Source organism: Akkermansia massiliensis, assembly GCF_023516715.1.
In the GTDB taxonomy this organism is placed as follows: Bacteria; Verrucomicrobiota; Verrucomicrobiia; order Verrucomicrobiales; family Akkermansiaceae; genus Akkermansia; species Akkermansia massiliensis.
This window is the reverse complement of record NZ_JAMGSI010000001.1, coordinates 976,319-991,494: the sequence shown is the minus strand read 5'-3', so window position 1 is coordinate 991,494 and position 15,176 is coordinate 976,319. Positions and strand designations below refer to the sequence as shown.

Below are 15,176 nucleotides of genomic sequence, written 5' to 3'. Positions count from 1 at the left end.
GCGCATGCGTCAATGCTCCTCCATTTCCTCCGCCCGCCGCACGGCGCTTTTCACCGCCTGAATCCAGGCATTGCGGAATCCGCATTCGTCCAACGCGTTCAGGGCGGCAATCGTGGTGCCTCCGGGGGAAGTCACCTCATCCCGGAGCGCCATGGGATGCTTCCCGGTCTGTTCCAGCATGAGGGCGGAGCCCCGCATGGTTTCCACGGCCATTTCCAGGGCGGTTTTCCTGGGCAGTCCCATGGCTACGCCGGCGTCCGAAAGAGCGTCCAGCACCGTAAACATGTAGGCGGGCCCGCTGCCGGAAATGGCGGAAACAGCGTTCATCCTGGCTTCCTCCACCTTGTAGACGGAGCCGCAGCCGGAGAGCAGCCGCCGGGCCGCCTCCTCATCTTCATCCGTCACGGCGGCTCCCGTGCTGTAGGCGATGACCCCGGCCAGCACCATGCACGGGGTATTGGGCATGGCGCGCACGATGCGCGTTCCGTCGCTGGCGCAGGCTTCCATGTCATCCAGGGAGATGGCGGCAGCGATGGAGATCAACAGCGGCAGCTCCTCCCCCCGTTCGGAAAGGGAGGAAATGAGGGAAAGTACGCCGTGCGGCTTAACGGCCAGAATCAGGGCCTCCACAGCGTCCGCCGCATCCGCCTCCGTGGCCGCTTCATGCACGCCGGGGTATTCCTGCTGAAGGGCCTGCACGTTTTCATGGTGGTGGTCGTACACCCAGACTTCCTCCGGGGACACCGCTCCGGCTTTCAGCATGCCGCGCAGGAGGGCGCCGCCCATTTTTCCCAGTCCAATGATACCTGTTTTCATGGTTGATGATTTTCTTGCGGTCAAAAATATAAACGGTTTATAGAAAATAAAGATATTAATTACAACCTGTGAAAGTGAAAGATAAACTTTTGCACCTGTTTCCTCCAGCTTTCAGTGGCAAATTATTCGTAAAAATTGTAAACGGTTACGCTCCAGTCTATTCCGCCTGATTTACTTTGCAGAAGCAGCCTTCCACATGGTCGTTCACAAAGCCGGCCGCCTGGAAAAAAGCGTAGCACATCGTTGAACCGAAGAATTTGAAGCCTCTCTTTTTCATGTCTTTGCTCATGGCGTCAGATTCGGGAGATGTGGCGGGGATTTGGCTTAGGGTCTTGAAATTGTTAACAACAGGCTGACGGCCGGGGAAGAATGAAAGGGCATACTGGTAGAAACTGCCGAATTCTTTCTGAACAACCATAAACAGTTTCGCGTTATTGACTGTGCTATTGATTTTCAAACGGTTTTTGACGATTCCATCAAATTGCATCAACCGGTCGATGTCTTCCGGCGTCATTTGCGCTACTTTCTCCACATCAAAGCCATGGAAGGCTTCCCGGTATCCTTCGCGTTTCCGGAGGATAGTAATCCAGGCTAAGCCTGCCTGGGCGCTTTCAAGCACCAGAAATTCAAACAAGGTTTTGTCGTCGGTAACGGGTTTGCCCCATTCTTCGTCATGGTATTTTATATATAGTTCGTCTGTTCCGGCCCAACCGCAACGTGCATTGATGATGTCTTCCATACTTTTCCAGGTTAAAATTCCTTTTTCCTGAACAGCCATGCGGCCAGCGTCATGTGAAAGACGAAGTACCCCAGCGTAATCAGGGCCAGACTGCCGAACAGGGAAAGGGGAATGGTCTGCCCGTTCAGGGCGGAATCCGTTACGGAATAAATCTGGAAATTCGGAAAGATGAGGGCAAACAGCCTGCTGCCCGCCATTTCCCACCAGGAGATGCCTCCCGTTCCGGAGCCCACCCACAGGGAGAGCGCCTGCGTCTGGAACAGCCCCGCCAGATAGACCATGAACGTCAGCAGCGCGCTGATGATGGTTCCGTTCGTCATGCAGGACATCAGCAGCGTGAGGGAGGAGAGGACCACGAATTCGCACATCATGACGCCCAGGCCCGTCTGCACGTTCCAGGTAGCGCCCTGGAGGCGGATTCTGTCCAGGTACGGCTGCATTTCCTCCACCGTATAGCGGCCTTTCAGGGAGGCGATCTGCTCCGCCACCACCGTATCCGTCCGCAGCCACAGCACCAGCGTCATCACGGCGTCCATCAGCAGCACGGCGATCAGGGTGAGGGCCAGCACCCCCAGCACCTTCCCCATCAGGTAGTCGATGCGAGGAACCGGCTTGCACAGGATGGTGTACAGGATGCGGTCTTCCGCGTCCTTGGGGATAATCAGAGCCGTGGCCGCCACGCAGAAAAAGAGGCCGAACACCCGCATGGCGCCGTAAGCGGAGTTTTTCAGCAGAACGAGTTCATTGATTCCCCCGGTTTCCGGCCCCAGCACCGCGCTCAGGCGGAAGGAGCTCAGGGCCAGCAGAGCCACGGCAAAGAGGCCCAGAAAGAGAAACACCTTCATCCGCACGAGCTGCGTGAAGGTGGTACCGGCGATTACGGCCATGCGCCTGGGCGAAGGTATATAACCGGAGGTAATCCATGCCATGCGGACCATCTTGCCGTATTCCGGAACAAATAAAAGAGCTTTTTATTTCATGTGCTGAACTCCTTCCGCCTTGAAGAAGCTTCCCTCCCGTGTTCTCATGGGGCGCGTATGAGTCTACGATCCCAGTTGGAAGAATTGCTTCCGGAACTTTTGCCTTCCGACCCGGCCCAGGCCATCAAGGGGACCGAACTCATCCGCCTGGTGCGCCTGAGGCTGGGTGAGGAGTATTCAGACGCCTCCCTGCGCTACCATTTCTCCTTCATGGCCTCCGAGCCGGACTCGGAAATCGCCAAGGTGGAGCGCGGCCAGGGCTATTACAGGCGCGTTCGGGACCGGGACGGCAAACCGGCGGCCAGGGGGCTGCTGCCCCTGTTTCTGGGGGAAAACGAACCGGACGCGCTGAACTGCCGCGCCAAGGCGCTGGCCCTGGCCGTGCGCCAGTATGATACCACGGGCCGCGGGGTTTTCGTGTTCAGCACCAGTGAAACGGGAACCTCATGGGTGAAGCCGGACCTGGCCGTCGTGGAATGGCCGGATGGGGAATGGGAGGGGAACGCGCTGGTCTTCGACCAAAGCGCGCTCCAGCGCCGCCGCATGATCGGAGCGCCCATGATGGGCATCCGCAGCGTCTGCGTGGCCCGCATGCCCGGAGGAGAAGACGGCAGGAGGGAGTTTTTCAGGACCCTGGCCACGTCCCGCTGGGCGCAGTGCGGGGAACTGGTCATCGTGGGGGAACTTCCGGATGATTCCGAATGCGCCGCCCTGCGCGGACTGGCCGCCGAATTCGGCGTAGGCGTCGTGTGCCTGGAAATTGCAGACGAACGCCTGTGCGAACTGCCGGGGGCGGAAGAGATTTTCAAGGCAGGGGACGAGGAATGCGCCGCCCTGCTGGCGGAGCTGACGCCCGTGCGCCTGGCTTCCAGCCGCCTGAAGGCGCTGGAGGCCGATACCGGGGAAACCCTGGGCGGGGAATTCGGCGCCCTGTTCGACTGGCTGGCCGCCTGCCTGGAACGCGGCAGCGTGGAGGAATACGAATTCCGGGTTTCCTGTTATTGAATACGGCAGAGAGATTCTTGACAGAACTTGCGTATTGAATTAAAGATTTTCCCGGCCCCAACCCGCCCTCCCCCCTGACATGGAACAAGAAACCCTGGTTTACCCGCTTGCGAACAATACCGTTCTGCAAGACAAGTATACGATATTGAATGTGCTGAACGCCGGAGGCTTCGGCATTACGTACCTGGCGCTGGACAATCCCCATTCCCGGTACGTCGTCATCAAGGAATGCATGCCGGACGCCTACGCCTTCCGGGACATGGAAACCGGCTTCGTCCACCCGCGGGACGAACAGGCCGCCGTCAACTTCGCCCAGAGCATTTCCAACTCCCGGCAGGAGGCTTCCGTCCTGGCCCAGCTCAACCACCCCGGCATCGTGCAGGTGTTCGACATGTTTGATGCCAACGGCACCTGCTATTACGTTATGGAAAACATCCAGGGGCAGACCCTGTTCGACCTGATGACCACCATGCACGCCACCGGACAGAGCATGGAGCCGGCACGGGCCACGGACCTTCTGTTCCGCCTGCTGGACATCCTGCACTACCTTCACGCCATGGGAGTTTACCATTGCGACATCAAGCCGGGAAACATCTTCATCCAGCCGGACGGCACGCCCAAGCTGATCGACTTCGGCGCCGTGCGCACCAAGACCCTCCAGCACCAGGGCCTCGTCCAGATCACTCCCGGCTACACGCCGCCGGAATTCTACCCCGGACGCCGGAGCGAAATCGGCCCCTGGTGCGACATGTACGAGCTGGGCGCCACGTTCTACGAATTGCTTACGGGCCAGGTTCCCCACCCGGCGGACCAGCGTTCCGTGGTGGACCGCAACCCGAAGGTGACCAGTTACGCGGCCCTGCGGAAGACATACCCCATGAACTTCCTTTCCGGGATTGACAAGGCCCTGTCTCCGGATGAACGCAGCCGCTTCCATTCCGCCAAAGCATGGAACGATTACATCAACGCCATGGCGGCCGCAGGAACCCTGCAAGCCGGAGGAGTGGCGCGGAAAGCCCTGCCCAAGGCCAGAAAGAAATCTTCCGCAGGCACCGCCTTCGTCATCATCCTTCTCATCGCGGCGGCGGCCGTCTGGATATGCTGGAAGCAGGGCCTGCTTCAATTTTAAATCCTATCCTGACTTTTTATTGTCAAAAACAATAAAAATCGCCTCTGTTATTACAGAAAAAGGGTGATTCCTTCGCCGGGGCAAATGTTATACATTCACTATTGATGAAATTTTATATTGATCAATGCATCATTTTTTCTTAGCCTTTGCCTTCTCATAATGACTATGTTTTCTCGTCCAATATGTTACACCAATAGTAATCGAATTACTATACAATATGTCTGCAAGATTCTCATTCTATTTGTTCTATGGTCGACAGCTGGGGCAGAAGATGCTGAAAACGAAGAAATAGAAGGTCTTAAAATTGTATCGAAGACGGAACTTCATTCCGCAAAATTCAATATGGGAATCAGCAAGGATTCCAAAGAAGATGACCTAAAACGCCAAACCATTGGAGTAGGAGAAACAATCACCATTAGTTTGGAAGCGAAACCAGCCTTGATGGGAGACCCTAAAAAACTGGAATGGATCGTCACGGATGAAGAAGGTGTATTGATTCTTCCTGAAAAAATGAAAGGAATCACATCTTTTGATGCTCAAGCTAAACCAACAGCAGAAAAAAACGGACAGGTTACGGTTACAGTAAAAACAGAAGGGGGATTAGTATCCAAACCATATTCTCTTAAGATTGTCATCCCTGAGGGAGCAAAGGTACAAAAACTCAAGGAAGGCCAGGATACTCCTCCTCAAATTCAGGAACAAATGCCGGGAGTTCCCTTTGCTTCAGCCTGGATGATTATCCAATTAACCATTCATCCTCTTGACGTAAATTTCTCAAAAATGAAAATCAAGGAAATAGACGAAGGATATGTCAATCCCCAGCATAATAAAAACAATCGTCCACCACATAACCCCAATCCCAAGCCCGTGGAAATTCAGCAGACTAACCAGTTTAAGGACGAAATAGCTCTTGATTTGCCGATCACCAAAGATCAATTAAACATTCTGGATAAGGAAAACCCGATGACATGGGGACACAAATGCTGGTTCAGGTTAGTGTCGGCACAATCAAACGGTAATGATCCAGAGTTATGTGCGGGCGTCGCACGTGGTATTATGAATTGCAGTATTTCCAAAACAAATAAGGATATTACAATAGAAATTGATAAATTCCACTCTGAGAAAAATCCGGTTAAGGTACAAAAAACAACCCCTATTCCGAATAATTTAAATAACTGATCATGAAAAGTATTTTTTTCATTTTGCTTGCTCTGGGTATGACCGAACCGATAAACGCCAATCTCGTCAAGATCAAGACCGTTCATCCTGTTCCCGTTAATCCAGAGCCTGCCAAGCTCAATCCTGTCAAGCTTGATCCATTCCTGAAGCCACCGTCATCCTTAAAAAATCTTCCTCCGCGCCCTGAAGAATTCAAAGAATTTGAAAAATTACTCAGCCAGGGCGATATGAAGAGTTTCTATAATACGGCTGAGAAATTATACAGAAAAATCGGTTGTATAAATGAGACTTCCGCCAGTAAAGAAATGATTTCATATCAATTATGGCTCTTCTACTATTTGGGAGCAGCTCCTATTGGTTATCAAGACCTGAGCCATCCTTCTAAGGAAAATATTTCTCCTTTCATCGGTTCCAAAAACGATATTCTACTAAAGCATTGGGTATTTGATTCTATGCTTTTCCTAGATCATTCAAAGATCGCATCAAAACTTGATATTCGAGAAAGGGAGATAAATCTTCTTACTGCATCCTATGCTTCAGCTTATATTAAGCAGTTCCGTTCCGTAGCCAATAACGGATTCAGCGATACATTCCCAACGGAAGACGAGATATTCGGGAAAGAATATATCCGAGGACAGTTTGAAGCACGCAGACGTTACAGTGACATGTATGTCACTGCCCAAAACCGCCAGTTAAGTGCAAAATCTAATCTGGAACGCATGGAAAAACTCTGGATGACAATTCTTATAAAGCATTTTTCCAACAGCAAAGCGGATATTCTTAAATTCATCCGCATGGCAGGGTACCGGGACGGGGAAATGGTAGATCTGTTTGACAGGACGGTGGGCCGCGGCCCAAAGACAGACTTCATCTACAAGGGATTCCGTAAAAACGACTTGCGCTAACACTTCTTTTATCAAAAAACGGAAAATATTTTTTAAATTATTTTTCTTTAGAAAAACAAGGCCGGACGCGTGGATCCGGCCTTGTTTTTTATTCCAGTAGATCGTGAGATTTTTTTACAGGCTTTCCCCGAAGTCCTGGCGGTACTTCGCGGCCAGTTTTTCAGGCCAGTCGCTCTTGGCGCGGAGCTTGCCCATGAAGAAGCGCAGCACGGGCGGTTCCTCCACGAATTCCAGGCCGCCGATCAGGTCGCGGTTGTCGTAGAGCCATTTCATGCGGTCCGCCACGTATTTGACCTGGGACAGCGTGAAGACGCGGCGCGGGAAGGCCAGGCGGAGCAGTTCCACATCCGCCAGAATGTCGTCGCCGTTTTCGTCGCGGACGCTGGAGAGCGTGCCGCGTTCCATCCCGCGCACGCCGGAGGCGATGAAGAAGGCCGCCGCCAGGGCCCCGGCAGGATAGTCCTCCTGCGGAATATGGGGCAGGAAGCGCCCGGCGTCAATATGGGCGCCCAGGCCGCCCGCGGGGGTCACGCAGGGAATGCCCATGTCCACCATCTGGCCGATGAAGTATTCAATGAAGGAGGGGCTCTGGGAAATCACGGTCAGGTCCGTGGTTTCATACAGGCCCACGGCCATGGCTTCAATTTCACGCACGGAGATGCCGCCGTAGGTCAGGAAGCCTTCAAACAGGGGAACCAGGTGCTCCATTTTCTTGGCGATGGAGCGGTCGTTCGTGCAGATGCCGCCGCCGCGGGAGGAGGAAACCTTGCGGGCGGAGAAGTATACCAGGTCCGCCAGGCCGCACATGGTTTTCAGGATGTCAGCGCAGGAGGAGTCCTTGAACTCGTCTTCACGCATCTTGATGAAGTAGGCGTTTTCCCCGATCAGGGAGGCGTCCAGCACCAGCATGATGCCGAATTCGTCGCAAATGCCGCGGATTTCACGCATGTTGGCAATGGAGAAAGGCTGGCCGCCGATTAAATTGGTGGAGGCTTCCATGCGCACGAAGGGAATTTTGTCCGCCCCATGGCGGGCGATGCAGCCGCGCAGCTTGGCGGGGTCCAGGTTGCCCTTGAAGGGGTTGGTGCTGACCGGGTTGACGGCGTCATCCGCCACCAGTTCCTCAATCTTGCCGCCGTTCAGGTCAATGTGGGCGTGCGTGGTGGTGAAATGGTAGTTCATGGGAACCACGTCCCCGGGCTTCACGAAGGTGCGGGCGATGATGTTTTCACAGGCGCGGCCCTGGTGGGCGGGAAGCAGGTATTCCTTGCCGAAGACGTCCCATACGGCCTGCTTCAGGCGGTCAAAGCTCTGGGAACCGGCATAGGCGTCGTCCGCACGGAACATGGCGGCGATCTGGTTGTCGCTCATGGCGTTGACGCCGGAATCCGTCAGCATGTCCAGATAAACGTCGTTCGTGCTCAACTGGAACGTGTTGAACCCGGCTTCCTGCGCGGCTTCCAGACGGCGTTCCACGGGGACAAGATGCAGCTTCTGCACCACGCGGACTTTATGCAGTTCCAGGGGAATTTGTTCCCCATTGTAAAATTTGACAACGTTGGATGGTTCTGAATTCATAAAATAAAAGGTGAATAAAAGTGTAGCAGAATGAGTCCTTTCCGCAACATAAAAGACACCCCGCTTCTTTTTCTCCCCTTCCGGAAAGGCAGGAATGCCGCTGGCAGGAAAAATGTGGAACTTACGGGAGGAAACCCCTAGCGTGAACTCCTATGAAAGAACACTGGAAATTGATTCAACAGCATCTGGGACTGGATGCGGACGGCATCCCCGGCCCCCGGACGGCGCAGGCCCTGATGGAAAAACTGGACATCCGCCAGCCGGAACATTCCTGGCCCAGCCAGGAGGAGGTGCGCTCCGGAAAATCCATCTTCGGCCGGGCGGGGGATGAAAGCAACCTGACCAGCGTCAGGCTGCCCTACATCATGAGACTTGCGTGGGACAGGGACACGACCGTTTCCACCATGCGCTGCCACAAGCTGGTGGCGGAACCGCTCACCCGCATTTTCCAGGCCACCCTGGACCATTACGGCATGGAGAAGGTGCGGGAACTGGGGCTGGACCTGTACGGCGGCTGCTTCAACAACCGCTCCATCATCGGCGGCAAGGCCACGTCCATGCATGCCTGGGGCATCGCCGTGGACATGGACCCAGACAGGAACGGCCTGAACATCCCTGCACCGAAAGCGGTACTGTCCGGACCGGAGTACGCGGCCTTCTGGCAGTTCGTGGAGGCGGAGGGGGCCGTATCCCTGGGGCGCGCACGGGATTACGACTGGATGCACTTCCAGTTCGCCACCCTTTAACCGGTGCGGCTTATTCCGTGCGCCAGCCCTCCTCCCAGCGGCGGCGGAGGGCTGCCCAGTCCAGCCCTTCCCCGCCATGCCCCAGGAAGGAGCGTTTTTTCAGTTCACGGAAGTTTTCTCCGGGCAGATGGAGCAGCTCTCCCCGGTCATAGGCGTCCTGGTCGCACATGCCGTTAAAAACGGGAGTCCATTGCCAGCGGCGCACGCCCAGGTAATTCTTGAACGTATCCACCAGTTCCGTCGTGCAGTTGGCAGTGACGGTGTTGTAGTAACGCGGGCGTTCATGGAGGCTGTTGATTTTCTCCGCAAACCCCAGGAAGGCCTTTTTCAGGTTCTCCCTGTCTATGTTGATGCGGTATAGGTACATGTCCTCCTTCCGGTAGGTGGTGCGCAAGCCGAACAGGTCTTCCTCGTCCGCCAGAATGTAAATCACGTTGAACTGCTTGTAGAGGCCCGGGATGGTCCCCTGCTCCACCCCTTCCGGCAGGCGCGTCTCTACGGACAGGGCCAGATGCTTCCCATCCTCAAAGCCGAAGGAGAGCATGGTATGGGCCACAAATTCCATGCCGTCCCAGTGGCTCACGGCAAAGTCCAGCGTGGCCAGCTTGTCCAGGTCAAAGCGGCGCGTCACGTAGCGCACGTCAAAGTCCTGCTCCGTCCGGTAAACGAAGCTGCGCACGTCCTTCACCAGGATTTCATTTCCGTTGATTTCCACGGCGGGCAGGCGGCTCCATGACGGCTGCCATTTCTTGCCGTTCGTCGCCGGAATGCACAGGTAATACACAAGCAGCAGGGCCAGCACACCCCAGGAGGCGCGCCAGAATACGGGCCGCTTCCTGCGGAAAACAAAAGCGCAGGCCATGGCGGCTACGTAAAGCCATACCAGAACGGCGCCGCCCCATACATTGTAAAACACTACCCCGGCCGCCCACACGGACAGGCCGAACCACGCCGCAAACATCAGGACACGGGCAGCTATCAGGCCCGCATGGCGCAGGGTAGGCAGGTGCATGGAAGATAAAAAGGAGGCCGCGCGTTCCGGTTCATGAAACGCGCGGCCTGTTGGGGGGGTTATCTGAAGGAAAGGCCCTTTACCTTGTCTGCCAGGACTTTCAGCACGCGCTGGTGCGCGGCGTCCACTTCCGCAGCCGTGAGGGTCTTGGCCGGGTCCCTGTACAGGAAGGTGTAGGCAATGGATTTGCGGTCCGCCGGGAGCTTTTCACCGGAGGGGTCCGTGAATACGTCAAAGCAGGAGTAGCCGGCGAGCAGTTTTTCCCGTGCGGCTTCAATGGCCTTCACGATGTCCGCATTGGGCGTGGAGAGGGGCAGTTCCATGGCCGCGTCACGGGAGGAGCCGGGGAACTGGGGCAATTCCGCGGCCTTCACGGGCGCGGTGAGGACTTCCTGCATCTTGCGCAGGTCCAGTTCCGCCACGTAAACGGGCTGGTCCAGACCCAGCTCCCGGCAGCGCGCCAGGGACAGGCGGGCGAAGTAGCCGCAGGCCTTCCCGTCAAGCTGCACGTCCGCCCCCAGGGCGGCCTGTTCGCGCGGTTTGGCGGGAGTCAGCGTAAAGCGGTGGCCCGGAGCCAGCGCTTCCATCACGGCCAGCAGGTCTTCAAAGGAGGCCTGTTCCGGCCTGGGGTCCGCCCAGGAGCGCGCCGTGCGGTCCCCGGAAACCAGGATGCCCAGGGTATCCGTTTCAATGTCCCGGCCCTTGCCGCCGCCCGTATTGCGGAAAACGCGGCCAAGTTCAAAGAAGCGCAGGCCGGAGACGCCCTGGTTGCTGTTGCGCACGGCGGCGGCAATCAGGCCGGGTGTGTGCGCGGGGCGCAGCACGGAGTGGTCCTCGCTGAGCGGCAGGGACACGCGGATGAGGTCACCGTCCTGAAGGGGGCGCAGGGGCAGCGCGTCCTTCACCTGGGCAATCGTGCCGTCAGCGGCTTCAGAGGCGATGAGCTTGATGGTCTGGGTTTCATAGAACCCCAGGGCCGCCAGCTTGCGGCGCAGGCCCATCTGGAAATTGTGGGCCACGTCTACCGGGGATTCCGCGACGAAGGGGCCGGAGAAGCGGGACGGAATGCCGTCCAGCCCGAAGACGCGCACGATTTCCTCCAGCAGGTCGCACGGGCGCGTAAGGTCCAGGCGGTGGGGGGGGATCAGCCAGCATTCCGGGGCGTCCGGAACCTGCGTCAGGCCCAGCGCCGCCAGGATGCGCGCTCCTTCCTCATGGGAAATGGAACCGCCGGACATCTGGTCCAGAGCCTCCCAGGGAAGCTTCACGAAACCCAGTTCATTGGTCACTGCGGCGCCCTTCCCCTGCTTCAGGGAAGCGAACGCGGAAACGGGGCCGTCCGGCTCCCCGCAGGAAGGCATGCAGGCATGGGCCGGATTGGGAACGGGAGCCCCGGCTACATACGTTTGGGAGGCCGTGCCGCCCGCCAGTTGAAGAATCAGTTCCACGGCCCGCACGGAACCGCGCAGGACGTTCCAGGCGGATGTGCCGCGCTCAAAGCGGTAGGAGGAGTCGGAAGACAGGGTCAGCCTGCGGGACGTGGCGCGCACGGAGGAGGGCTTGAACCAGGCGGATTCCAGAATGACGTCCGTAGTGGCGTCCGTCACGCCGCTTTCCTCCCCGCCCATCACGCCGCCGATGGCGAGCGCCTTGCCGGACTGGTCCGCAACGACCAGGTCCGTGCAGTTGAGGGTGTATTCCTGCCCGTCCAGGGCCTTGAAGGTTTCCCCTTCGTAGGCGGTGCGGGTGACGATGCCGCCCTGCACCTTCGCCGCGTCAAACGCGTGGAGGGGCGTGCCCAGTTCATGCAGGACGTAGTTGGTGACGTCCACGATGTTGTTGATGGGGCGCAGACCGATGGCGACCAGGCGTTCCTTCAGCCATTCCGGGCTTTCCTGCACCTTCACGCCGCTGATTTTCACGGCGGTGTAGTACGGATTCAGGTCCGGCTGGTCCAGCCGCACGAAGTCCCCGGCGGGTTCCAGCTCCACCCCGGCGTCATCAATGGAAACGGGCCTGTACTCCCGGCCGGAGATGGCGGCCAGTTCATACGCCATGCCGTTGTGGGAAAGCAGGTCCGGACGGTTGGGCGTCACTTCCACTTCCACCATCGTATCCGCCTTGACGACCTGGGAGATCGGCGTGCCGATTTCCAGCTCCTGCGGAAGAATCCAGAGGCCGTGCTCCTTGTCGGGCAGCCCCAGTTCGGAAGCGGAGCAGAGCATGCCGCGGGATTCCACGCCGCGCAGCTTGCCCACCTTGATTTCAAAGTTGCCGGGCAGCACCGCTCCCGGCAGGGCGCAGGGAACCTTGTCCCCCACCTTGTAGTTCTGCGCGCCGCACACGATCTGGTGCAGCGTGCCGTCTCCCACGTCCACCTGGCAGACCTTCAGGCGGTCCGCCTGGGGATGCTGTTCCGCGGAGGCCACGCGGGCCACCACCACGTACGGGGAGTCCACGCCCTGCTGGCGGATGTCTTCCACTTCAATGCCGGCAAAGGTCAGCATGTCCGACATTTCATCCACGCTCAGGCCGGCCAGGTCAATATACTGGGAAAGCCAGTTAAGGGAAATTTTCATATCTGGGTAAGGTAAAAATTATTGGAATTGGGCAAGGAAGCGCATGTCGTTCTCAATCAGGGCGCGGATGTCCCGGATGCCCCAGCGGATCATGGCCAGGCGGTCCAGGCCGATGCCAAAGGCAAATCCGGTCAGCCCCGTATAGCGGGCCTGCACGCCGGGTTCCAGCCCCAGTTCGCGGTCCACGGCTTCAAAAACATTCGGGTCCACCATGCCGCAGCCGGCGATCTCCACCCAGCGCGGTTCCTGGCCGTCCACCTTCAGCTTCACGTCAATTTCAAAGCTGGGTTCCGTGAACGGGAAGAAATGGGGGCGGAAGCGCACTTCCGTATCGGAGCCGAAGAGGGCGCGCAGAAAATATTCCAGCGTCCCTTTCAGGTCGCCTACGGAAACGTCCGTATCCACATACAGGCCTTCCAGCTGGTTGAAGGCGGAAAGGTGCGTGGCGTCAATCTCGTCACGGCGGTAGGCGGAGCCGGGGGAAATCACGCGCACGGGGGGCGTCTGCTTCTCCATGGAACGGATTTGCACGGTGGAGGTGTGCGTACGCAGCAGCTTGCCGGAATCAAAGTAAAACGTATCCTTCTCATTGCGGGCCGGATGGTCCTCCGGCGTATTCAGCGCGTCAAAGCAGTGGAACTCGTCCTCAATCTCCGGGCCGTCCGCCAGGGCAAAGCCCATGTGGCGCAGAATGCGGATGGCTTCATCCCGCACGATCGTGAGGGGATGCAGGCCGCCCGGCTGCAGGGAGCGGGCCGGAAGCGTCAGGTCAACGCCGGCCACGGCGGCCTTGTCCGCCAGGGCCTGCACTTCCTCCAGCTTGGCGTCCAGAGCTTCCGTAATGGCCTTGCGGGCCTCGTTAAGCAACTGGCCGACGGCGGGCTTTTCCTCCCTGGGAACGTCCTTCATGCCCGTCTGGGCCATGGTCAGTTCCCCTTTCTTGCCGAGGATGGCTACGCGCGCGTCTTCCACGCCGCGCCTGTCAGACACCTGGGCGATGCGCGCCAGGGCGTCCCGTTGAATGCGTACAATCTCTTCCTTCATAAAATTTGACGGGCAAGAGCTTACCCCTCCCCCCCGCCAGCGTCAAGCCCTTCGGACGGCGGCCCTTCTCCAAAAAACAAAAGGCAGGAAGCGGAAAGAAGAAGGGGAAAACCACCGTTTCCCTCCATCTAACCGCTAATTCTTAACATCTAACATCTCCCTGAACATATCACACATACCCCGGCTGGGCGGACATGCGGCCGGAAATCATGCCGAGCACGCAGAAAAAGGTATAAACCAGGCAGAACGGCAGGAAGGAACCGCCCTGGTGGAGGAAGGAGGTGAACAGCAGGCTCAGGGCGGCGCCCATGGTGAAGCCGATGCCCTGGGACATGCCGGAAAGCCTGATCGCCTCCGACGGGGTTCTGGCCCGTTCCACCATCAGCGCCATTCCGCGGCTGAAAACGGTTCCCGTCGCCAGGCCGAACAGAATGGCCATCCAGACAGCCCAGTCCAGCGGAAGATACAGGATGCCCCAGCAGGAAAGAGCCGCCAGGGCCATGGCCATCACGATGAGAAGGCCCCGGCCCCCCGTGGCTTTTTCCAGAGCGTGCGCGGAGAGCGTGGCGGGAAGCTGGGCAAACATGGCTACGGAAAGGATGAAACCTGCGTCCACGTAGCTCATGCCGCGCTGCCTCAGGAAGATGGGAATCCAGGTGTAAAAGAAATAGGCTGCCCCCACCCGGCTCAAATAAAAGATGGTGACCTGCCATGCCTTGCTGCTGCGCAGCAGGTTGCGGCCGGAAGAATCCGGATCGCGCTGGAACACTCCTACCGGATGCTTGAGGAAGTACGCGCCCCACACCAGCATTCCCAGCAGGATGGGAATAATCCATATTCCCAGCCCAAAGCGCCAGCCGCCCAGCATGTTGGAGATGGGAACGGACAGGCCGGAGGCCACCGCGCTCCCCACGCCGATCATGGCGCTGTAAATGCCCATCATGGCGGAGGCGTGGTCCGGAAACTGGTGCTTGATCAGTCCGGGAATAGCCGCTCCGGCAATCCCCATGCCCAGCCCCATCAGGACCATGCCGCCGTACAGGCCCGCCACGCCGTCCCAGCTGCGCCAGAAAATACCGGCCACGGCCAGAAGCTGGAACCAGAAAATGATCTTCCACGGCGTCAGCCAGCGCGCCACGCGCGGAGAAATGGGCGCGGCCACGCCCAGCACAAACACGGGCAGCAGGGCAAACAGCCCTGAATTTTCAAGGGAAAGGCCCATATCCTTTTCAATCGTTCCCAACAGCGGGTCCGGAGAGTCAAATCCGGTCCGCAGATTGAAACAAATGATCAAAAAGGCCACAAGCAGCAGCATCTTTCCCTTCATGCTTCCGGAAGTTCCTGCCTTATCCATCCCATGTTATACAGCCGTTCCCCCGCCCCCGTTCAAAAGTAAAAAACTTTTCCGGCTGTACGCGGCAGGGGGCCCGGGAAACGGTTTGCGCGGCTGGACGGAATGCGAAG

The 15,176-nt window shown here is 57.8% G+C and carries 13 protein-coding genes; 5 read left to right on the top strand and 8 right to left on the bottom strand.

What is annotated here, in order from left to right; genetic code table 11:
• Positions 1-9 precede the first annotated feature (9 nt).
• The 3 genes from proC to M8N44_RS04265 all read right to left on the bottom strand — a co-directional run bounded on the left by proC (position 10) and on the right by M8N44_RS04265 (position 2,442).
• Positions 10-816 carry a pyrroline-5-carboxylate reductase gene (gene proC, locus M8N44_RS04275; protein ID WP_102722308.1) on the bottom strand — a complete coding sequence of 269 codons (807 nt, stop codon included), beginning with the start codon at positions 814-816 and terminating at the stop codon, positions 10-12.
• A gap of 157 nt (positions 817-973) precedes the next feature.
• Positions 974-1,555, bottom strand: a complete 582-nt coding sequence (locus tag M8N44_RS04270; protein ID WP_102728810.1) for a DNA-3-methyladenine glycosylase I — start codon at positions 1,553-1,555, stop codon at positions 974-976.
• Between the two features lie 11 nt (positions 1,556-1,566).
• Complete coding sequence (locus M8N44_RS04265) at positions 1,567-2,442, bottom strand: ABC transporter permease (RefSeq protein ID WP_146017775.1); 876 nt, start codon at positions 2,440-2,442, stop codon at positions 1,567-1,569.
• Between the two features lie 150 nt (positions 2,443-2,592).
• Between M8N44_RS04265 and M8N44_RS04260 the strand changes: the two genes are divergently transcribed.
• The 4 genes from M8N44_RS04260 to M8N44_RS04245 all read left to right on the top strand — a co-directional run bounded on the left by M8N44_RS04260 (position 2,593) and on the right by M8N44_RS04245 (position 6,753).
• Positions 2,593-3,540: a hypothetical protein gene (locus M8N44_RS04260; RefSeq protein WP_022396066.1), complete on the top strand. Its 948-nt coding sequence runs from the start codon at positions 2,593-2,595 to the stop codon at positions 3,538-3,540.
• Positions 3,541-3,619: 79 nt separating this feature from the next.
• Positions 3,620-4,669 carry a serine/threonine protein kinase gene (locus M8N44_RS04255; protein ID WP_102728808.1) on the top strand — a complete coding sequence of 350 codons (1,050 nt, stop codon included), beginning with the start codon at positions 3,620-3,622 and terminating at the stop codon, positions 4,667-4,669.
• A 159-nt stretch (positions 4,670-4,828) separates the two neighbouring features.
• Entirely contained in the window at positions 4,829-5,848 is a 1,020-nt protein-coding gene (locus M8N44_RS04250) for a hypothetical protein (RefSeq protein ID WP_102733160.1), read from the top strand.
• A 2-nt stretch (positions 5,849-5,850) separates the two neighbouring features.
• The gene (locus M8N44_RS04245; protein ID WP_102728806.1) at positions 5,851-6,753 is read left to right on the top strand and encodes a hypothetical protein; all 903 of its coding nucleotides are present in this window, start codon (positions 5,851-5,853) and stop codon (positions 6,751-6,753) included.
• Positions 6,754-6,867: 114 nt separating this feature from the next.
• Here the strand turns inward: M8N44_RS04245 and M8N44_RS04240 are convergent, their stop codons facing one another.
• Positions 6,868-8,331 (bottom strand): tryptophanase, encoded by a 1,464-nt coding sequence (locus tag M8N44_RS04240; protein ID WP_102728805.1) that lies wholly within the window; start codon positions 8,329-8,331, stop codon positions 6,868-6,870.
• 152 nt (positions 8,332-8,483) lie between these two features.
• Between M8N44_RS04240 and M8N44_RS04235 the strand changes: the two genes are divergently transcribed.
• Positions 8,484-9,077, top strand: coding sequence for a M15 family metallopeptidase (locus tag M8N44_RS04235; RefSeq protein ID WP_102728804.1), 594 nt, complete (start codon positions 8,484-8,486; stop codon positions 9,075-9,077).
• 10 nt (positions 9,078-9,087) lie between these two features.
• On the opposite strand, the gene M8N44_RS04230 is transcribed toward M8N44_RS04235, so the two are convergent.
• From M8N44_RS04230 to M8N44_RS04215, 4 genes are all read right to left on the bottom strand, one after another.
• Positions 9,088-10,089: a lipoprotein N-acyltransferase Lnb domain-containing protein gene (locus M8N44_RS04230; protein ID WP_102728803.1), complete on the bottom strand. Its 1,002-nt coding sequence runs from the start codon at positions 10,087-10,089 to the stop codon at positions 9,088-9,090.
• A gap of 59 nt (positions 10,090-10,148) precedes the next feature.
• Complete coding sequence (gene pheT, locus M8N44_RS04225) at positions 10,149-12,668, bottom strand: phenylalanine--tRNA ligase subunit beta (RefSeq protein WP_102728802.1); 2,520 nt, start codon at positions 12,666-12,668, stop codon at positions 10,149-10,151.
• 18 nt (positions 12,669-12,686) lie between these two features.
• Complete coding sequence (pheS, locus tag M8N44_RS04220) at positions 12,687-13,712, bottom strand: phenylalanine--tRNA ligase subunit alpha (protein ID WP_102728801.1); 1,026 nt, start codon at positions 13,710-13,712, stop codon at positions 12,687-12,689.
• Positions 13,713-13,881: 169 nt separating this feature from the next.
• The gene (locus M8N44_RS04215) at positions 13,882-15,039 is read right to left on the bottom strand and encodes an MFS transporter (protein WP_022396058.1); all 1,158 of its coding nucleotides are present in this window, start codon (positions 15,037-15,039) and stop codon (positions 13,882-13,884) included.
• Between the last annotated feature and the right edge of the window lie 137 nt (positions 15,040-15,176).